This window comes from Stenotrophomonas sp. ESTM1D_MKCIP4_1, assembly GCF_003086895.1.
GTDB lineage: Bacteria > Pseudomonadota > Gammaproteobacteria > Xanthomonadales > Xanthomonadaceae > Stenotrophomonas.
Genome location: NZ_CP026004.1, coordinates 1,784,229 through 1,803,321, shown reverse-complemented (window position 1 = coordinate 1,803,321; position 19,093 = coordinate 1,784,229). Strand labels below are relative to the sequence as shown.

Genomic DNA, 19,093 nt, shown 5'->3' with positions numbered 1-19,093 from the left:
CCTTCAACGTCTGACCTGCCATGAACGCCTCCCCCCTGCCCCTGTGGTCCCTGCCCGCCCTGCGCCAGCGCTGGCAACCGCGCCTGCCCGGCCTGGTGCTGGTGGGCGTGGTGGCGGCGGCATCGCTGTACCTGGCCGAGCTGCCCTGGTTGCAGGCGCACGGCCTGAGCGCGCTGACCGTGGCCATCGTGACCGGCATCGTGGTCGGCAATACGGCCTATCCGCGGTTGGCGCCACGCAGCGCGGCCGGTGTCGGCTTTTCCAAGCACTGGCTGCTGCGCGCCGGCATCGTGCTGTATGGCCTGCGCCTGACCTTCCAGGACATCGGCCATGTGGGCGTGGCGGGGGTGCTGATGGACGCACTGGTGGTGGCCAGTACCTTCGGCCTGGCCTGCTGGCTGGGCGTGCGGGTCTTCAGGATGGACCGCGAGGCGGCGATGCTGATCGGCGCCGGCAGCGCGATCTGCGGCGCGGCGGCAGTGATGGCCGCCGAACCGGTGGTGCGCGGGCGGGCCGCCCAGGTGACCGTGGCCGTCTCGACCGTGGTGGTGTTCGGCACGCTGGCGATGTTCCTGTATCCGGCGCTGTATGCGCTGGTGCAGTCGCACGGCTGGTTGGCGATGGACGCACGCCAGTACGGACTGTTCACCGGCGCGACCGTGCACGAAGTAGCGCAGGTGGTCGCCGCTGGCCGTGCGGTGAGCGAAGCGGCCGCCGATACCGCGGTGATCACCAAGATGGTGCGGGTGATGCTGCTGGCCCCGTTCCTGGTGGTGCTGTCGCTGTGGCTGGCGCGCGGCAGGCAGGCGACCACTGAAGGCGACGCGCCGCGCATCGTGGTGCCGTGGTTCGCGTTCGGGTTCGTGGCGGTGGCAGGTTTCAATTCGTTGCATCTGCTGCCGCCGGGCCTGCAGGCCGGGCTGGTGCAGCTGGACACCGTGCTGCTGGCGATGGCGATGGCCGCGCTGGGCCTGACCACGCATGTGTCGGCGCTGCGCCAGGCCGGCCTGAAGCCGCTGTTGCTGGCACTGGTTCTGTTCGCGTGGTTGCTGCTGGGTGGGCTGGCCATCCACCAGGGCGTGCTGGCGCTGCTGGGCTGAGTGCCGGGACACCGCCATCCACGCGTGGCGTGGATCTACTGAATCAACGCGCGGTACACCCGGCAGTAGATCCACGCGATGCGTGGATGCCCCCCGGTAGATCCACGCCATGCGTGGATGACGACTCCGATGGGGTCAGAGCCCATTCCTGCGGAATGGGATCCGACCCCATCCCATCAAGCGGGCCCTGCCGCGCAGACAGGTACAATGTGCCATGACTGACTTTTCGACCCTGCCGCTGAGCCCGGCCCTGCAGCCCGGCCTCGAGGCCCTTGGCTATACCACTCTCACGCCGATCCAGGCGCAGAGCCTGCCGGCCATCCTCGATCGCCGCGATGTGATCGCACAGGCGCCTACCGGCAGCGGCAAGACCGCCGCCTTCGGCCTGGGCCTGCTGCAGGCCATCGACCCGAGCCTGATCCGCGTGCAGGCGCTGGTGCTGTGCCCGACCCGCGAGCTGGCCGACCAGGTGGCCAAGCAGATCCGCAAGCTGGCCACCGGCATCCCCAACCTGAAGCTGCTGCTGCTGGTCGGCGGTGTGCCGCTGGGTCCGCAGCTGGCCTCGCTGGAAGGCCACGATCCGCACGTGGTGGTCGGCACCCCCGGCCGCGTGCAGGAACTGGCCCGCAAGCGCGCCCTGAACCTGGGCGCGGTGCGCACGCTGGTACTGGATGAAGCCGACCGCATGTTGGACATGGGCTTTGAAGAGCCCATCCGCGAGATTGCCGGCCGCACCCACAAGGACCGGCAGAGCCTGCTGTTCTCGGCCACCTTCCCTGACAGCATCCGCCAGATCGCCCGCGATCTGCTGCGCGATGCGGTGGAAGTCACCGTGGAAGGCGCCGACCAGGCCCCGGCCATCCGCCATCTGTTCTGCGAAGTGGAACCGGCGCACCGGCAGAAAGCGCTGGCCGGCCTGCTGCTGAAGTACACGCCGGAATCGGCGGTGGTGTTCTGCAACACCCGGAAGGACGTGGATGAGGTCGCCAATTCGCTGCAGCAGTTCGGCTTCTCGGCGCTGGCCCTGCACGGCGACATGGAGCAGCGTGACCGCGAGGAAGTACTGCTCCGCCTGGCCAACCGCAGCTGCAACGTGCTGGTGGCCAGCGACGTGGCCGCGCGTGGGCTGGACGTGGAAGAGCTGGCGGCGGTGATCAACTACGAGCTGCCGACCGACGTGGAGAGCTACCAGCACCGCGTGGGCCGTACCGGCCGTGCCGGTGCCAGCGGTCTGGCGATCAGCCTGGTGGCCGGCCGCGAGAAGACCCGTGCCGAGGCGATCGAAGCACAGATGGGCCAGCCGCTGGATTGGCAGAAGACCCCGCTGGCGACCTCGCGCCCGGCCGAGCTGCCGCAGGCCGCCATGCGCACGCTGCGCATTGATGGTGGCAAGACCGACAAGCTGCGCCCGGGCGACATCCTCGGCGCGCTGACCGGCGATGCCGGCCTGTCAGGCAAGCACATCGGCAAGATCGCGATCTTCCCTACCCGCTCCTACGTGGCCATCGCCCGCGGGCAGGCGCAGAAGGCCGTGGCGAAGCTGGAAGCCGGCAAGATCAAGGGCCGTCGCTTCCGCGTGCGGATGATGTGATTGCGGGCAACGTGATCTGGTAGCGGCCAACCTTGGTTGGCCTTCCAAGCGGCGCCAACCAAGGTTGGCGACTACCGGATTGCCGTAAACCAAGGTTGGCCATGGCCGGGCGGTACGCCCGGTCAGAACACCAGTTCGGTGTGCAGCGGCAGATCCGCTTCCCAACGGGCGCGACCGCCGAGGCCGTCCAGCTCGACCAGCACGCCGGCACCCACCACTTCAACGCCCAGGCGGCGCACCAGCGACAGCGCAGCACCCAGGGTGCCGCCCGTGGCCAGCACGTCATCGATGATGGCCACGCGGGCACCGGCCTGCAGCGCATCGGCATGCACTTCGATGCAGTCGCTGCGGTATTCCAGCGTGTACTCCTCACGCAGCACCTTGCCCGGCAGCTTGCCCGGCTTGCGTACCGGCACGAAGCCCACCCCCAGTTCCAGCGCCATGGCGGCGCCCAGGATGAAACCGCGCGATTCAATGCCGACGATGGCGTCCAGCTGCTGCCCGCGCCAGCGGTCGGCCATGGCCGTGATCGCGCCGCGGAAGTCTTCGCCGTGGGCGAGCAGCGGCATGATGTCCTTGAACAGGATGCCGGGCTTCGGGAAATCGGCGATATCGCGCAAGCGCGAGGCCCAGGCGGGGACGGCCACGGTGGCGTCGGTCATTGCAGCTACCAGCTTGTATGGCGGCATAGGGTAACCGGTTCGCTCCGGCCCTGCCCGTTCCCGGCACCACCGCGCCGCTGCGTTCCACCCGTGACGGCGTCGCGTCACGCCAATATCGCACAACCGTGCGATAATCGCCCTAACCGGTCATTCACCCAGCCTGCGTCATAAGCAGGCCGACGCCTGCCCGCCTTCGCGGCCCGCAGCCGCCCGGAATACCGTCGGCCCCCGCCACGCCTGGCGCGCGCGGGGCTTCCCCGCCTCCGCGCGGGTTTTTCGCAATGAGGTTCATGCAACGTGGACGAGACGACGAAGGTTCCGGCCCTGTGCCGTGTTCTGGTGGTCCTGCTCGGCATCCTGGTGACCCTGTTCGGCCTGGCTCTGCTGGTCGGCGGTGTTCGCCTGGTACAGCTGGGGGGCAGTTGGTATTTCCTGCTGATGGGCGCGGTGACGGCGGTTGCCGGTGTACTGCTGGTGATGCGCCGGCCGAACGGTGCGCTGTTGTACGGTGCGGCCTTCGTGGCAACGCTGCTGTGGGCACTGGTGGATGCGGGCTGGAATTTCTGGCCGCTGGTTTCGCGCCTGGTGATGCCGGCGGTGCTGGCGCTGCTGGTGGCCCTGGCCTGGCCGGTGCTGCGCCGCAGTCGCGGCCAGCTGGCAGGTCGCGGCGCTTACGGCGTGGCTGCGCTGCTGCTGGTCGGCCTGCTGGGTACCGCGGTGTCGGCGTTCCAGCCGCGCCCGGTGCAGACCGCGCAGGGCACGACGCCGCCGGTGGTGCCGGTGGCCAAGGGCGCTGAACAGCGCGACTGGATGCACTGGGGCAACACGACTGCAGGCACCCGCTTTGCCGCGCTGGACCAGATCACCCCGGCCAACGTCAAGGAACTGCAGGTTGCCTGGACCGCGCACACCGGTGATGTGCCGGAAAGCAACGGCTTCGGTGCCGAGGACCAGAACACGCCGCTGCAGATCGGTGACACCCTGTACCTGTGCACCCCGCACAACCAGGTGATCGCGCTCGATGCCGATTCCGGCAAGCAGCGCTGGGCCTTCGATCCCAAGGCCACCGCGCCGAACTGGCAGCGTTGCCGCGGCCTGGGCTACTTCGATGCAGCCACCGCAGCGCCTGCCGCGACTGCGGCCCCGGCGCCCGCGCCGCTGCCGGCTGCCGCAACGACCAGCACCGCCCCGGCGCTGTGCGAAAAGCGCATCCTGATGACCTCCATCGACGCGCGACTGTTCGCGCTGGATGCCAGCACCGGCGCCCTGTGCCCGGACTTCGGCAGCAACGGCGTGGTCGACCTGAAGGTGGGCATGGGCGAGATCAAGCCCGGCTTCTACACCCTCACCGCCGCGCCGCTGGTGGCGGGCGATCTGATCGTGGTCGGCGGCCGCGTGGCCGACAACATCGAAGTGGGTGAACCGTCCGGCGTGGTGCGTGCGTACAACGTGCGTACCGGTGCACTGGCCTGGGTCTGGGACCTGTCCAAGGAAACCCCGGACGTGCCGCTGGATCCGTCGATCCACTACACGCGCGCCACCCCGAACGTTTGGACCTCGATGGCCTACGACCCGCAGCTGGGCCTGGTCTACCTGCCCACCGGCAACACCACGCCGGACCAGTGGGCCGGCGAGCGCACCCCGCAGGATGACAAGTACAGCTCGGCCGTGGTCGCGCTGGACGTTGCCACCGGCAAGGAGCGCTGGGTCTACCAGACGGTACGTCACGATCTGTGGGACTACGACCTGCCCGCACAGCCGACCCTGACCGATGTGCCCGACGGCAAGGGCGGCACGCTGCCGGCCCTGCTGCAGATCACCAAGGCCGGGCAGATCTTCATGCTCAACCGCCAGACCGGCGTGCCGATCAGCGAAGTACGCGATATCCCCGCGCCGCAGGGCAATGCGCAGGGCGAACGCTATGCCGCCACCCAGCCGCTGTCGGTCGGCCTGCCGCAGATCGGCGCTGAAACGCTGACCGAATCGGACATGTGGGGCGCCACGCCGATCGATCAGATGCTGTGCCGCATCCAGTTCAAGCAGTTCCGCTACGACGGCATGTACACGCCGCCGGGTGAAGACCTGGCGCTGCAGTGGCCCGGCTCGCTGGGCGGCATGAACTGGGGCAGCGCCTCGGTCGACCCCACCACCGGCTACCTGTTCGTCAATGACATGCGCCTGGGCCTGTGGACCAAGCTGATCCCGCGCGCGCAGATGACCAGCGGCGCCGGTGGCGTGGAAATGGGCGCGGCCTCGCAGACCGGTACGCCGTACGGCTCGCTGCGCGACCGCTTCCTGTCCAAGCTGGGCATTCCCTGCCAGAAGCCGCCGTTCGGCACGATGTCGGCCATCAACCTGGCCACCCGCCAGCTGGTCTGGCAGGTCCCGGTGGGCACGGTGAAGGACACCGGCCCGATGGGCATCAAGATGGGCCTGTCGATTCCGATCGGCATGCCGACCCTGGGCGGTTCGCTGGCCACGCAGTCGGGCCTGCTGTTCTTCGCAGGCACGCAGGATTACTACCTGCGCGCCTACGACAGCCGCACCGGCGAAGAAGTGTGGAAGGCCCGCATGCCGGTCGGCAGCCAGGGCACGCCGATGACCTACGTCTCGCCGACCACCGGCCGCCAGTACGTGGTGATCTCTGCTGGTGGCGCACGCCAGTCACCGGACCGTGGCGACTATGTGATCGCCTACGCGCTGCCCGAGCGCAGGTAACCACTGCCACGCGGCGCAGCCACACCGGCTGCGCCGCACGGGTACCGGTTGCTGGTTCGAGCGCTTACCATGCAAGGTCGAACCCGATGAAAGCTGCTGCCATGCCTGCCGTTCCTCCCAGCCGTCGCCCCAAGCGCCCGCCTGCGCCGCCGCAGGATCGCGGCCTGGCCCATGAGCTGATGCAGCAGATCCAGGACAACCAGGGCGATCCGGATTTCATGACCTCGCTTGGTCGCGGCCTGGCCGTGCTGAGCGTGTTTTCGCAGCACCCGCGCGAAGTGACGATGTCGCAGATCAGCACCGACACTGGGATTTCCCGCGCGGCTGTAAGACGTGTGCTGTACACGCTGGAAAAGCTTGGCTATGTAGGCGAACAGGGCCGCGGCTACGTGCTCCTGCCGCGCGTGCTGGGCATGGGGGGCGCCTATGTCGCCTCCTCGTCGATGACCGCGGCTGCGCAGCCGGTGCTGGATGCCCTGCGCGACGACGTGCACGAATCGTGCTCGCTGGGCGTGCTCGATGGCGATGACATCCTGTATGTGGCGCGTGCGGAGACCGTACGCATCATGTCGATCGGCCTGCGCGCGGGCAGCCGCCTGCCGGCCTACTGCACCTCGATGGGGCGCGTACTGCTGGCGGCCTTGCCGCGCGACACGCTGGAAGGTTATCTGGAACGCACGCCGCTGCGACCGCGCACCGAGCGTACCGTCACCCGCATGGAGGATTTCCTCGACCTGCTGGACAAGGTGCGTCGCGATGGAGTGTCACTGGTCGACCAGGAGCTGGAGATCGGCCTGCGCTCGATTGCCGTGCCGGTGCGCTCGCGCAGCGGCGAGGTGGTGGCGGCGTTGAACATCGGCACGCAGGCCGGACGCATCGGCCTGGGCGTGATGCAGACCCAGCTGCTGCCGCGCCTGCGCGAAGCAGCGCAGCGGCTGGGCACGTTGTTGAATTGAGGCATGCGCCGGGGTCGTATCCCTTGGCAACACCAAGGGCTCTGACCCCATTCAACGGCGCAACGCACCTGGTAGTGCCGGCCGCTGGCCGGCATCGCCGTTGTGCACGAGGTTGCCAGCCAGCGGCCGGCACTACCGGAAGGCGGGGTCAGAGCCCTTTCCTGCGGAAAGGGATCCGACCCCGGCTTCAGGCAGCCTGCTCTTCCAGGATCGGCTTGGCCAGTGCGAAGGCGTGGTTCGCCGCCGGCACGCCGCAATAGATGGCCGCCTGCAGCAGTACTTCCTTGATCTCTTCCGGTGTCACACCGTTGTTGCGGGCAGCGCGGATGTGCAGCTTGAATTCCTCGTCGTGGCCCAGCGCCACCATCATCACGATGGTCAACAGCGAGCGGGTGTGCCGTGGCAGGCCCTCGCGCGTCCACACCGTGCCCCACGCCGTGCGGGTGATGAACTCCTGGAATTCGGTGGTGAAATCCGTGCGTGCCTGCAACGAGCGTTCGACATGTGCCTCGCCCAGTACCTGGCGGCGCACGGCAAGGCCGGCTTCGTAGCGTTGCTGTTCGTCCATCGTGGTCTACCTGTAGTGCGGGGTCAGTGCTGCGCCGAAAGATGCGCGGCCAGGGCAGACGTAAACGCCTGCGGCGATTCGAGGTTGCAGATGTGGCGGCCCGGTACGGCGGCGTAGTGGCCGCGGGCCACGCCATCGGCGATGGCCTGCAGCTCGGCCGGCACACAGACCGGGTCGTCATCACCGGCAATGGCCAGCAACGGCACGTCGATGCGGCCCAGTGCATCACGGAAATCGGCCGTGCCCACCGCATTGCAGCAACCGGCATAGCCGGCAACGCTGGTGGCAAGGAAGCGCTGCAGGATGTCCTCCACCTGGCTGGCATGGGCCTGCGCGAATGCTGCGGTGAACCAGCGCTCGCGGGTGCCATCGACCAGCGGCAGCAGGCCGTCATGCTGGACCTGGGCGATACGCGCCTGCCACCCCTCCAGCGTGCCGATCTTCGCCGCCGTGGCGGCCACGGTCAGCGTGCGCAGGCGGTTGCCGGCATGCACGCCGAGCCACTGCCCGGTCAGGCCGCCGATAGACAGCCCGCAGAAGTGGCTGCGCTCGATGCCCAGGTGGTCCCACAGCGCAAGCACGTCGGCACCCAGTTCGGCCACGCTGTACAGCCCCGGCGGCGCACTGGACTGGCCGTGGCCGCGACGGTCGTAGCGCAGGATGCGGTACTGCGAGGCAAGCGCTTCCACCTGCGGCTGCCACATGCCGAGGTCGGTACCCAGCGAATTGCAGAAGGTCAGCCACGGCCCTTCGGCGCGGCCTTCGGTCTGGTAATGCAGGCGATGCTGCGGAAGGTCGAGAAAGGGCATGCGTGCTCCAGCGTTGAACGTAGGGATCAGCCGCGCGCGAGCACGCGGTCGATCCAGGTATCGGCCATGCCACGCCAGCTGTCGGCGGCGAACAGGGCATCCAGTTGCGCGGCGGAAAGCTGCGCGGTGACCTCCGGGGTCTGCCCCAGTATCACGCGCAGGTGCTGCGATTGGGCCAGCGCCTGCTTGGCCGCCTGTTCCACCAGCGCGTGTGCGGCCGCCTTGCCGATGCGTTCGCCCAAGGTAACGGCCACGGCTTCGGCATAAAGCAGGCCGCCATGGCTGTCCAGGTGCTGGCGCATGCGCTCGCGGTCCAGCTGCAGGCCCTGCACCACCGCGCTCACCTGGGCCAGGCTGCCGGCACACAGGCGTACGATCTCCGGCACCGTGTCCCATTCGGCGTGCCATTGCCCCGCCGCGCGTTCGTGCGGCTGCGGCATGGCGCTGAACAGCGTGGAGAGCAGGCCCGGCACGCGGGTGGCTGCAGCGATGGCAGCCACGCAGCCCACCGGGTTGCGCTTGTGCGGCATCGCCGAGGAACCGCCCTTGCCCTCGCCCGCCGGCTCGAAGGCCTCGGCCACCTCGGACTGCATCAGCAGCACGATGTCGGTGGCGATCTTGCCGAGACTGCCGGTGAGCAGCGCGAACACGCTGCCGAACTCGGCGATGCGGTCACGCGCGGTATGCCAGGGCAGCGCCGGCAGCGGCAACTGCAGCTCGGCCGCCAGAGCTTCGGCCACATCCAAGCCGCGCGCCTGCAACGAGGCCAGGGTGCCGGCGGCACCGCCGAACTGCAGCGCAAGGGTGTCTTCTGCCAGGGCAGCCAGACGACGCTGGCTGCGCTGCAGCGCATCGAGCCATCCGGCCGCCTTCAATCCGAACGTCACCGGCACCGCCTGCTGCAGCAGCGTGCGCCCGGGCAGGCCGGTGCCACGCTCGGCCTCTGCCAGCCGCGCCAGTGCAACGCACAGTACCCGCAGCTGCGCCTGCACATGACTGACCGCGGCGCGCAGCTGCAGCACCGCACCGGTATCGATGATGTCCTGGCTGGTGGCGCCCCAGTGCACCCAGCGCGCGGCATCGGCGTCGTTCGCCCTGACCTGCGAGGTGAGCGCCTTGACCAGCGGAATGGCCGGGTTGCCGGCCAGTGCGGTGGCAGCCGACAGCGCCGGCACCGCGTACAGCGCGGCGTTGCAGGCCGCTTCGATCGGGCCAAGCGCAGCGGCGGGGATCACCGCGCACTGCGCCTGTGCGCGCGCCAGGGCGCGTTCGACATCCAGCATCGCCTGCAGGCGTGCTTCATCACTGAACACGGCGTCGACGACGGGGTCGCCGAACAGACCGCCCAGCAGCGTTGGGGAAAGGCTCATCGGTGCAGTCCATCCTGGGTGGCCACAGCTTACCCGCGCCCGCTGCACGCGGGCGTGGAGTGGCCGGAAGGCGCGCGGGGCGCGCCGTGATCAGTACGCGAAGAAGACCGTCTCGTCCGGGCCCTGCATGTGCACGTCCCAGTGATACAGGCCCTTCCCCTGCGCCTGCGCGACCAGGGTGTGGCGGCGTTCGGCCGGCACCAGGGCAAGAATGCCGTCCTCGGGGTTGCTGGCCTCGTCACTGAAATAGATGCGCCCACGGGTGGCCTGCAGCAGGCCACGCATGAACACCAGGACCACCAGATGCGGTGCCTGTGGTTCGCCACGCAGGCCAGGCACGCGGCCCGGCTTCACCGTGGTGAACGCGAAGCGGCCCTGGTCGTCGGTGGGCACGCGGCCCCAGCCGTCGAAGGTCGGATCGTGGTCGTCACGGCGCGGGTCTTCGCTGTGGGCATAGATACCCTGGGCGTCGGCCTGCCAGATTTCCAGCACGGCGTCGGACACCGGCACGCCATTGCCATCGAACACCTGGCCCTGCACTTCCACGCGCTCACCCTGCGCGGTGGCCGGGGCGATTTCGGTGCGGTACAGCGGTTCCAGGCCCAGGCGGTAGTACGGGCCCACGGTCTGCCACGGAGTGGATTGGAAACTCATGGTCTTACTCCCAGACGGTCATCTTGCGACCGCGCAGCACGATGTCGAAGCGGTAGCCGAGCGCGAATTCGTTGGCGGTGTTTTCCCAATCGAACGAGGACACCATGCGCTCGCGCGCCTTGGCGTCGTCCACGCAGTTGTAGATGGGGTCGAACGCCAACAGCGGGTCGTTGGGGAAGTACATCTGCGTGACCAGGCGCTGGCCGATGCCATCGCCGTGCAGCGAGAAGTGGATGTGCGCGGGGCGCCAGGCGTTGTAGTGGTTGCGCCACGGGTACGCGCCCGGCTTGATGGTGGTGAAGCGGTAGCGGCCTTCGCTGTCGGTCAGCACCTGGCCGGTGCCCTTGAAATTCGGGTCCAGCGGCGCGTCATGCTGGTCACCCTTGTGCAGGTAACGACCGGCGGCGTTGCACTGCCATACCTCCACCACGGTGTTGCGCACCGGGCGGCCGTTTTCATCCAGCACGCGGCCGCTGACGATGATGCGCTCGCCCTGCGGCTGGCCGGGGAAACCAGCAGTCAGGTCGGCGGCATGTTCACCCAGGGTGATGCGGTTGATGCTCGGGCCGGTCACTTCCGAGAGCGTCACCGGGATGGCGATCGGGTCGGTGCCCGGGCCACGCAGCGCGGTGGACGCGTACGGCAGATGGATGCGCGGCGGCTGGCTGCCGGGGTACGGCTTGCGGTAACCGCGCAGTTCGGTGGGATCGCTCATGGCGTACTCCTGTTGGCGAGCGGCCCGCAGGCCGCAGCTGTCTTGCAGATCATGGATCCGGGGAAAGGCTTACACGCGTTCGATGGCCAGGGCCACGCCCTGCCCGACGCCGATGCACATCGTGGCCAGGCCACGGCGGCCGCCACCGGCCTCCAGCTGGCGCAGCAGGGTCAGCGCCAGCCGCGCACCGCTCATGCCCAGCGGGTGGCCCAGGGCGATGGCGCCGCCGTTGGGGTTCACGTGTGCAGCATCATCGGCCAGGCCGAGCTGGCGCATGCACGCCAGCCCCTGCGAGGCGAAGGCCTCGTTCAGTTCGATGGCATCGAAATCGGTGATCGACAGCCCCAGTCGTGCCATCAGCTTCTGGCTGGCCGGTACCGGCCCCATGCCCATGATGGCCGGCTCCACACCGGCGCTGGCAAAGCCGAGGATGCGCGCACGCGGGGCAAGGCCCAGCGCCTTCACCTGCGCACCCGAAGCAAGCAGCAGTGCGGCAGCGCCATCATTGATGCCCGACGCATTGCCGGCAGTGACGGTGCCCGGCTGGCGGAACAGCGGCTTCAGCCTGGCCAGCGCCTCGGCAGTGGTATCGCCGCGCGGGTGCTCATCGCGGTCGATGGTCACCGTCTCGCCGCGCTTGCGGCCCGGCACGTCCACCGCCACGATTTCGCCATCGAAGAAGCCACGCGCCTGCGCTGCGGCCGTGCGCTGCTGGCTGCGCAGGGCGAACGCATCCTGGTCCTCGCGGCTGATGGCGTAGCGCTCGGCCACGTTCTCGGCGGTCTGGCCCATCGTCTCCACGCCATGCAGTTCACGAAGGCGCGGGTTGATGAAGCGCCAACCCATCGTGGTGTCTTCCATCTGCTGGTCGCGGACGAACGGCGAGGTTGCCTTGCCCATCACGAACGGCGCGCGCGACATCGATTCGACGCCGCCAGCGATGGCCAGGCCAAGCTCGCCTGCGGCGATGCCGCGGGCCACGGTGCCAATGGCATCCAGGCCCGAGCCGCACAGGCGGTTGATCGTGCTGCCCGGCACCGTTACCGGCAGGCCGGCCAGCAGCAGGCTCATGCGGGCGACGTTGCGGTTGTCTTCGCCGGCCTGGTTGGCGCAGCCCAGGTAGACATCCTCGATCAGCGCCGGGTCCAGCTGCGGGTGCCGCGCCAGCAGTGCTTTCAGCGGGATCGCGCCGAGGTCGTCGGCGCGCACGCCGGACAGTGCACCGCCGTAGCGGCCGATCGGGGTGCGGATGCCATCGACGATGTAGGTTTCGTGCAGGCCCATCTCAGACTCCTTCGGCCAGTGCCAGCGGCAGGCCGGTCAGTTCACGCAGTTGCTCGATATCCATGCCGTCGACCATCTCCAGTACGGTGGCGCCGTCGGCACCGAGGTCGAACACCGCCACATCGGTGTATACGCGCGACACGCAGCGCAGGCCGGTCAGCGGGTAGCTGCATTCGGCCACCAGCTTGCTTTCGCCCTTCTTGGTGAACAGGTCCATCATGACGAAGACCTGCTTGGCACCGATGGCCAGGTCCATCGCACCACCCACGGCAGGAATGGCGTCGGGTGCACCGGTGCTCCAGTTGGCCAGATCGCCGTGCGCGGAAACCTGGAAGGCGCCCAGCACGCAGATGTCGAGGTGCCCGCCACGCATCATCGCGAACGAATCGGCATGGTGGAAATAGCACCCGCCCGTCAGCAGGGTCACCGGCTGCTTGCCGGCATTGATCAGATCAGGATCCTCCTGCCCGGGGGCCGGCGCCGGGCCCATGCCCAGCAGGCCGTTTTCCGACTGCAGGAAGATCTCCTTGTCGGCCGGCAGGAAGTTGGCGACCGTGGTCGGCAGGCCGATGCCCAGATTGACGTAGGCACCTTCGGGAATATCGCGGGCCACGCGCGCGGCCATCTGTTCGCGGCTGAGCTTGTTCATGCCTGTACTCCTTCTGCGGCCACCGGCACCACGCGCTGCACGAAAATGCCGGGGGTCACCACCGCTTCCGGGTCCAGTTCGCCCAGCGCCACCACCTCCCGCACCTGCACGATGGCACAGCGTGCGGCCATCGCCATCAGCGGGCCGAAATTGCGGGCTGTCTTGCGATACACCAGGTTGCCCCAGCGATCACCACGGTCTGCCTTGATCAGCGCGAAGTCGGCATGCAGCGGGTACTCAAGCACGTAGTGGCGGCCGTCGATCTCGCGCGTTTCCTTGCCCTGCGCAAGCTCGGTGCCGTAGCCGGTGGGGGTGAAGATCGCGCCCAGGCCCGAACCCGCCGCATGGATGCGCGCGGCAAGGTTGCCCTGCGGCACCAGTTCCAGTTCGATCTCGCCAGCGCGGTAGGCTGCATCGAAGTGCTGCGAATCGGCCTGCCGCGGGAACGAGCAGACGATGCGGCGCACGCGCTTGTGCTTGATCAGCGCGGCCAGCCCGGTATCGCCGTTGCCAGCGTTGTTGTTGATGATGGTCAGTTCGCGCGCGCCCTGCGCGATGAGCGCATCGATCAGCTCGTCGGGCATGCCGGCGGTGCCAAAGCCGCCGATCATCACGGTGGCGCCATCATGGATATCGGCCACCGCTGCTTCCGCACTGGCCACGGTCTTGTCGATCACTGCATTGCTCCTTGCCCTGCCTGCCGGCGGTCATCGCCGCCACGCTGCAGGGCCACTGCGAAGGGAAAACGCGACCCGGACATGGTCGCCATGGCACCCCTTCCGGTCAATCCGATATCCGGCCATGCGATTCGATAATCGCACATTGAGTGCGGTTGCCTGGCCATGCGTTCAACGCCGGTTCTGGCCCACGCCGACGCGCAGGCCCAGGCACGCCCACGCCGCCAGCAGCAGCGGCAACGCGCACAGCACGTACAGCGAAGACGGCTGCCACCCTCCATCGACCAGCACGCCCACGGTGAGCGGCGAAAGGATCGCGCCGACGCGGCCGATGCCGATGGCCCAGCCCAGGCCGGTGGTGCGCACTTCGGCGGCGAACACCACCGGTGCCGCTGCGTACAGACCGGCCATCGCCGCGAACAACGCTGCGCCGATCACGAAGGCCAGCGGGAAGGCCACACCCAGCTGCGTGTTGAACGCTGCAAAACCCAGCATCGACACCATCGCCAGCAGCAAGGCGCCGGCCGTCAGCTTCGACAGCGACCAGCGCGAGGCCAGCCAGCCGAACAGGCTGCCACCCACGATGCCACCCAGGTTCAACAACACGCCACCGGTAATGCCCTGCTGTGCCGACACACCGGCCGAGACCAGCAGCTTCGGTGTCCAGCTGAGGACGAAGTAGAACGCGAACATGTGCAGGAAGAAGGCCAGCGCGATCAGCAGCGCGACGCGGCGCAGGTCGCCCACGAACAGCGCAGCGTAGCCCTGGCGCTGTCCGTTGCGGACCGGTGCCGGCGGCAGCGCCTGCAGCTCGGGCATGCGCATGCGCGAAAGCAGCGCGTTCAGACGCGGCAGCGCATCGGCCGGGCGACGTGCGACCAGGAAATCCAGCGATTCGGGCAGGCACTTGAGCACCAGCGGAATGCACAGCAGCGACGCCACGGCGCCGATCAGGAACACGCTGTGCCAGGACCAGTGCTCCAGCATCCACGCCGCGAGCAGGCCGCCCGCGGTGGCGCCGATCGGATAGCCGGTCGCCTGCAGTGCGACGGCCGTGCTGCGCCATTTGGCGTTGGCATACTCGGCCGTGATCACGCCGACACCGGCCAGCATGCCGCCGATGCCGATACCGGTATACACGCGCAGTGCGCCCAGCTGCCAGGCGTTGGCCGCCAGCGCCGACAGCGCCATGCCGCTGGTGAGGATCAGCAGGCAGCAGACGATCATCGGCCGCCGCCCCCAGCGATCGGCAAGCGGCGCCAGCAGGAACGAACCCAGCGCCATGCCGACCAGGCCGGCGCTGAGCATCAGGCCCAGCACTTTGCCCGACAGCGCCCAGTCTGCCGACACGTGCGGCGCGGTGAAGGCCATGACCATCACATCGAAACCATCGAGCATGTTCAACAGCACGCAGATGGCGATGGCGGTCCACTGGAAGGGACTCATCCGTTCAAGGACAAGCGGCGGTGCAGCGGCGGAGGCGTGGCTCATGGTGCGGATTCCTGCAACAGCGTGATGCGATGGAACGTCCGGCGGGGAAGGTCTCAGTGACCGGCCTGGCTGGATGCGTGGATGACCTGCAGGACGTCCTGCAGGCGATCGACCTCGACCTGGCCCGGCGCCGACGGCGTGCCGATCATGCCGAAGGTCAGGGCCTGGCCAAAGGTTTCACCGGCCAGGCGGGAGACCACGCCGGTACCGCCCATGGACATGGTCAGCAGCGGCTTGTCGCTCTGCTGGCGCACCTGCCAGGTGGCGTCCAGCAGGGCCAGCACATCGCCGGCATCGCGCGGCATCACTGCGATCTTCAGCACGTCCGCACCCAGCGCCTGCTGCGTCAGCAGTCGGGCGACGATCTCTTCGCGCGGCGGCGTGGCGTGGAAGTCGTGGTTGGACATCACCACCTTCACTCCGGCCTTGTGGGCCTGCGCCACCAGCGCCTGCACCACCTTCGGGTCGCGGAACATCTCGACATCGATCAGCTGGGCGACCCCACCGCGCAGCAGCGTGGCGTACAGCGCACCGTAGTCGGCGTCGCTGATCGGCTTGGCGCCACCTTCAGCCTTGGTGCGGAAGGTGACGATGACCGGCTTGCCACCCAGCGTGGCCTGGATGCGCTTGCCGAGTGCGACCAGTGCCTTGCCGTCGGTGGCGATGTCCAGGTAGTCGATGCGCCATTCGGCGATGTCGGTGGCCTTGCTGGCGGCGATGGCGGCGGCCTGCTGCAGGGCGACCTCGGCCGTGGCCCCGGTGATCGGCACGATGGTGCGGGGGCTGCCCTCGCCGATGCGCAGCTGGCCGACCTGCAGCACCGCCGGCGGCGGTGCGGCCATCGCCAGAAGGGGGGAGGCGCTGAGCGCACCGGCGAGGACAACGGAAGCGAACGGGAATTTCATGGCAGTCACCAGAGCATGAAGGGAACGCGCGGCCATCAGAAGGTCACCTTGGCCTGGACACCGACGGCCCAGGCGTTGTCCGTCCCGCTGTAATTGAACGTGCCCGGGTTGACGATGTACTGCACGTCGGGGCGGATCATCAGCCACGGGTTCACCTGGAAGCTGTAGGACAGCTCGAACAGTTCCTCGGCCTGGCTGAGGTTGTACAGCGGTGAATCGGTGGGTACGCCACCGCTCATCAGCGTGGCCCGGCGTGCGTCGACCAGGCGGTCGTTGATGTCGGCACCCACGTAGCCCAGCGCGATGCTGTCCTGCGCGCGGGAGCCGATGCCCTGGTAGACCCCGCCGAGCGCATACCAGCGCTTGATCTGCGCGGTGTCGGTGTCGGACACCATGTACTGCGCGAAGGCGGTCAGGCCGCGGCTCGGGTCGGCCGATTCCTGGGTGAGCCGCTGCTCGGCCAGCACGTAAGCGCCATGGCGGCCGGTGGTCGGCGAGGTATCCAGGCCCCGCTTGTCCACGCGCGAGGTGTCGTAGTAACCGCCGAACTTGTAGACGCCGGCATAGCGGCTGCCCTTGGCGGGCGTCCAGGTCACTTCCACCGGGAACAACGAGCCGGTGGTGCCCGAAACAAACGGACGGAAGGCGTTGCGTTCGATATTGCCGCCCAGGTTCGGGTTGACCTGGAACCAACCGGTGCGCACGTTCACTGCGGGGCTGATCTGCTGGGCGAACTCACCGCCCCAGCGTGCCATCGGGTAGTTGTACCAACCGCTGTTGCCGGACATCGCCAGCGGGTGTGCGCAGAAGGCCGCATTGACGAAGTGGGTCAGCAGGCTGTGCAGGCCGAACTGGTTGCCCATCGCGTAGTAGCCCAGCTTGTAGTACGACTGGCCCGCGTTGAAGGTCTGGTCGTAGCTCAGTTCGGTCAACCGCGTGTACTGGCCGCCGTACGCTTCCTGGATCGGGAAGCGGTTGCCGACGAAGTCCACCGACGTGCTGCGGCCGCGACGGTCGTTGAGGGTGAAGTGGAACGCACCGCCATCCCAGCCGGCCAGCTTGCCCATGTCCAGATCCATGCCCACGCGCACCTGCTGCGCGTAGCGCGCGCCGGTCTCACCGTAGCCACCATCGACCACGCCCATCGCCTCGCCGACATAGTCACCGCGGAAGGCGATGCCGCGCTCGAACAGATCGGTGCGGGTGCCACCCCAGTCGCCGGTAAGCGTCTTGCCTTCATAACGGTTGCTGGACTGCGCGCTGGCCAGGGCCGGCAGCAATGCACTGGCCAGAAGGCCGAGGGAGATGCTCAGTGAAGCGGGTTTCGCGAAATTCATGATGGCGGTCTCGAGGAGGTGATCAGCGCAGCGACAGCGGCGCGCTCAAGGGGGAGGTGGCGCCCTGCGCCGAGGTGACCGTGGCGGTCAGGCTGTTGGCAGCGGCAGCATCGGCACCGGTACCGAGCGGGAAGGTGAAGCTGCCCTGCCCCTGCGCATCGGTGCGTGCCTCCACGCTGCCCAGCACCAGCTCGGCCTCAGTGCCAGTGGCGGCGCGATTGCCGAACACTTCCACCTGGTAACGGGTATCGGGCACGCCCTGGAAATGGCCGACCAGCTGTCGCTGGGCGCCCTTGCCCTGCACGGCGGTCAGCTGCGGTGCCGCCTGGCCGAGGTTCGGCAGCGGCTGGCAGTCCGCCTGGCCGGCCGCGGTGCAGATGCGTGCGCGCTTGGACGGATCGTTGTCGACGCCACGGCCGCGCGAACCCACGAAGCTGGCGTGCTCCAGGCCCGGTACGCCGAACACGATGGCACCGCGCGGCTGGCCCTTCACGCAGGCGCCGCCGGCTTCACAGCGCTCGATCGGCAGGCCATTGCCGTAGATGCGGTTGGCGGTGAAGCGGTTCGGCGCACTGACCGGCTGCGGGCGCACGCCGATGCCGATGCCATTGCCGGTGATGGTGTTGCCATCGACCACGTTGCCACTGCCGGTGATGCTAAGGCCCAGCGAATTGCCGGTGAACGTGTTGGCCGCGATGTAGTTGCGGTTGCCCCAGTTGATCTGCAGGCCATCGGAGTAATCGACAAAGCGGTTGTGGACCACGCTGTTGTCGTTGCCCCACAGGATTTCGATGCCCTGCGAGGGCTCCGGGTTGGCCCGCGTGGACTGGAAGAGGTTGTCGGCCACCAGGTTCCAGGCCGCACCACGGGTCAGTTCCAGACCATCACCGTTGTCGAGGAATTCGTTGCGCACGATGCGATTGTGCACGGTGGTGGTGGCGGTGGACTGGCCCTTGCCATCGTCGCCGGTGAGCATGATGCCGGCGCCGCCCTTGTTGGCGACGATGCGGTTGTCATGGATCTCGTTGTGGCTGGCACGGTTGACCAGCACGCCGATGCAGAAGTTGCGGATCTCCAGGCCGGCCAACTCCACGCCCTGGGTATCGCGCAGGACCAGGCCCGGCAGCGTCGTGGTGCGTACGTTGGTGCCCGACTGGCCGGGCTCGGCACCCGGGCAGGCATCGGTGCCGGTACCGGTGACGTAGCCCGAACCGTCGATGGCGACGTACTGGCCATCGCGCGCCCAGGGCGTGCCGACGATCTGCACCGGACCCTTGATCTCCGGCAGCGGCGACGCCGGCTTGATGACGTAGGGCGCGGTGCCGACGGCGTCGATCTCGATGCGGTAGCGGCCCGGCGCAGCATTGGCGGTGGTGATGGCCCAGCGCAGCGAGCCGGCGTTGGCATCGTCGGCGTAGCGGTCCACGCGCAGCACCTGCAGGGCCTCGCGCGGCGGTTCGGCCTGGTAGGCCAGTGCCAGCGACGGCAGCACGGCAAGCAGGGACAGGGAAACAACGGACAGACGACGGCGCATGCGATCACTCCGCACAGGTGAAGGGAAATCCTGCGGTCTTCCCCTGCACCTGGCTTCAGCACCGGACCGGCTG

Annotated in this window: 17 protein-coding genes; 4 read left to right on the top strand and 13 right to left on the bottom strand. The window is 68.3% G+C overall.

Features of this window, described 5'->3' with window-relative positions:
• Positions 1-20: 20 nt before the first annotated feature.
• A complete protein-coding gene (locus C1924_RS08380) occupies positions 21-1,100 on the top strand; it encodes a YeiH family protein (protein WP_108764874.1) in 1,080 nt (359 codons plus the stop codon).
• Between the two features lie 214 nt (positions 1,101-1,314).
• A complete protein-coding gene (dbpA, locus tag C1924_RS08375; RefSeq protein WP_108764873.1) occupies positions 1,315-2,691 on the top strand; it encodes an ATP-dependent RNA helicase DbpA in 1,377 nt (458 codons plus the stop codon).
• 122 nt (positions 2,692-2,813) lie between these two features.
• Here the strand turns inward: dbpA and C1924_RS08370 are convergent, their stop codons facing one another.
• On the bottom strand, positions 2,814-3,353 hold the full coding sequence (locus C1924_RS08370; protein ID WP_108764872.1) for an adenine phosphoribosyltransferase: 540 nt from the start codon (positions 3,351-3,353) through the stop codon (positions 2,814-2,816).
• 297 nt (positions 3,354-3,650) lie between these two features.
• On the opposite strand from C1924_RS08370, the gene C1924_RS08365 reads away from it, so the two are divergent.
• Positions 3,651-6,071, top strand: coding sequence for a membrane-bound PQQ-dependent dehydrogenase, glucose/quinate/shikimate family (locus C1924_RS08365; protein ID WP_108764871.1), 2,421 nt, complete (start codon positions 3,651-3,653; stop codon positions 6,069-6,071).
• A 101-nt stretch (positions 6,072-6,172) separates the two neighbouring features.
• The gene (locus C1924_RS08360; RefSeq protein WP_108767005.1) at positions 6,173-7,027 is read left to right on the top strand and encodes an IclR family transcriptional regulator C-terminal domain-containing protein; all 855 of its coding nucleotides are present in this window, start codon (positions 6,173-6,175) and stop codon (positions 7,025-7,027) included.
• A gap of 187 nt (positions 7,028-7,214) precedes the next feature.
• Here C1924_RS08360 and pcaC read toward each other — a convergent pair whose 3' ends face one another.
• The 12 genes from pcaC to C1924_RS08300 all read right to left on the bottom strand — a co-directional run bounded on the left by pcaC (position 7,215) and on the right by C1924_RS08300 (position 19,020).
• A complete protein-coding gene (gene pcaC / locus C1924_RS08355; RefSeq protein WP_108764870.1) occupies positions 7,215-7,595 on the bottom strand; it encodes a 4-carboxymuconolactone decarboxylase in 381 nt (126 codons plus the stop codon).
• Between the two features lie 23 nt (positions 7,596-7,618).
• Positions 7,619-8,404 carry a 3-oxoadipate enol-lactonase gene (pcaD, locus tag C1924_RS08350; RefSeq protein WP_108764869.1) on the bottom strand — a complete coding sequence of 262 codons (786 nt, stop codon included), beginning with the start codon at positions 8,402-8,404 and terminating at the stop codon, positions 7,619-7,621.
• Between the two features lie 26 nt (positions 8,405-8,430).
• Positions 8,431-9,774: a 3-carboxy-cis,cis-muconate cycloisomerase gene (locus C1924_RS08345; RefSeq protein WP_108764868.1), complete on the bottom strand. Its 1,344-nt coding sequence runs from the start codon at positions 9,772-9,774 to the stop codon at positions 8,431-8,433.
• 90 nt (positions 9,775-9,864) lie between these two features.
• Positions 9,865-10,428, bottom strand: coding sequence for a protocatechuate 3,4-dioxygenase subunit alpha (pcaG, locus tag C1924_RS08340; RefSeq protein WP_108764867.1), 564 nt, complete (start codon positions 10,426-10,428; stop codon positions 9,865-9,867).
• Between the two features lie 4 nt (positions 10,429-10,432).
• Positions 10,433-11,143, bottom strand: coding sequence for a protocatechuate 3,4-dioxygenase subunit beta (gene pcaH / locus C1924_RS08335; protein ID WP_079221590.1), 711 nt, complete (start codon positions 11,141-11,143; stop codon positions 10,433-10,435).
• A 69-nt stretch (positions 11,144-11,212) separates the two neighbouring features.
• Entirely contained in the window at positions 11,213-12,421 is a 1,209-nt protein-coding gene (pcaF, locus tag C1924_RS08330) for a 3-oxoadipyl-CoA thiolase (protein WP_108767004.1), read from the bottom strand.
• Positions 12,422-12,428: 7 nt separating this feature from the next.
• A complete protein-coding gene (locus C1924_RS08325) occupies positions 12,429-13,076 on the bottom strand; it encodes a 3-oxoacid CoA-transferase subunit B (protein ID WP_108764866.1) in 648 nt (215 codons plus the stop codon).
• Positions 13,073-13,753: a 3-oxoacid CoA-transferase subunit A gene (locus C1924_RS08320; RefSeq protein WP_108764865.1), complete on the bottom strand. Its 681-nt coding sequence runs from the start codon at positions 13,751-13,753 to the stop codon at positions 13,073-13,075. Before C1924_RS08320 ends, C1924_RS08325 begins: the two co-directional genes overlap by 4 nt.
• 171 nt (positions 13,754-13,924) lie before the next feature.
• The gene (locus C1924_RS08315) at positions 13,925-15,244 is read right to left on the bottom strand and encodes an MFS transporter (protein WP_174208951.1); all 1,320 of its coding nucleotides are present in this window, start codon (positions 15,242-15,244) and stop codon (positions 13,925-13,927) included.
• 53 nt (positions 15,245-15,297) lie between these two features.
• Complete coding sequence (aroD, locus tag C1924_RS08310) at positions 15,298-16,149, bottom strand: type I 3-dehydroquinate dehydratase (protein ID WP_254051235.1); 852 nt, start codon at positions 16,147-16,149, stop codon at positions 15,298-15,300.
• A gap of 35 nt (positions 16,150-16,184) precedes the next feature.
• Positions 16,185-17,486 carry a carbohydrate porin gene (locus C1924_RS08305; protein WP_108764862.1) on the bottom strand — a complete coding sequence of 434 codons (1,302 nt, stop codon included), beginning with the start codon at positions 17,484-17,486 and terminating at the stop codon, positions 16,185-16,187.
• 22 nt (positions 17,487-17,508) lie between these two features.
• Positions 17,509-19,020, bottom strand: coding sequence for a NosD domain-containing protein (locus C1924_RS08300; RefSeq protein ID WP_108764861.1), 1,512 nt, complete (start codon positions 19,018-19,020; stop codon positions 17,509-17,511).
• Between the last annotated feature and the right edge of the window lie 73 nt (positions 19,021-19,093).

Coding starts and splice junctions, on each gene's coding strand:
- C1924_RS08315 (WP_174208951.1), bottom strand. CDS start 15,244: ATGAGCCACGCCTCCGCCGCTGCACCGCCGCTTGTCCTTGAACGGATG.
- C1924_RS08370 (WP_108764872.1), bottom strand. CDS start 3,353: ATGACCGACGCCACCGTGGCCGTCCCCGCCTGGGCCTCGCGCTTGCGC.
- pcaH (WP_079221590.1), bottom strand. CDS start 11,143: ATGAGCGATCCCACCGAACTGCGCGGTTACCGCAAGCCGTACCCCGGC.
- C1924_RS08305 (WP_108764862.1), bottom strand. CDS start 17,486: ATGAATTTCGCGAAACCCGCTTCACTGAGCATCTCCCTCGGCCTTCTG.
- C1924_RS08360 (WP_108767005.1), top strand. CDS start 6,173: ATGCCTGCCGTTCCTCCCAGCCGTCGCCCCAAGCGCCCGCCTGCGCCG.
- pcaG (WP_108764867.1), bottom strand. CDS start 10,428: ATGAGTTTCCAATCCACTCCGTGGCAGACCGTGGGCCCGTACTACCGC.
- pcaC (WP_108764870.1), bottom strand. CDS start 7,595: ATGGACGAACAGCAACGCTACGAAGCCGGCCTTGCCGTGCGCCGCCAG.
- C1924_RS08345 (WP_108764868.1), bottom strand. CDS start 9,774: ATGAGCCTTTCCCCAACGCTGCTGGGCGGTCTGTTCGGCGACCCCGTC.
- aroD (WP_254051235.1), bottom strand. CDS start 16,149: ATGAAATTCCCGTTCGCTTCCGTTGTCCTCGCCGGTGCGCTCAGCGCC.
- pcaD (WP_108764869.1), bottom strand. CDS start 8,404: ATGCCCTTTCTCGACCTTCCGCAGCATCGCCTGCATTACCAGACCGAA.
- dbpA (WP_108764873.1), top strand. CDS start 1,315: ATGACTGACTTTTCGACCCTGCCGCTGAGCCCGGCCCTGCAGCCCGGC.
- C1924_RS08300 (WP_108764861.1), bottom strand. CDS start 19,020: ATGCGCCGTCGTCTGTCCGTTGTTTCCCTGTCCCTGCTTGCCGTGCTG.
- C1924_RS08325 (WP_108764866.1), bottom strand. CDS start 13,076: ATGAACAAGCTCAGCCGCGAACAGATGGCCGCGCGCGTGGCCCGCGAT.
- C1924_RS08380 (WP_108764874.1), top strand. CDS start 21: ATGAACGCCTCCCCCCTGCCCCTGTGGTCCCTGCCCGCCCTGCGCCAG.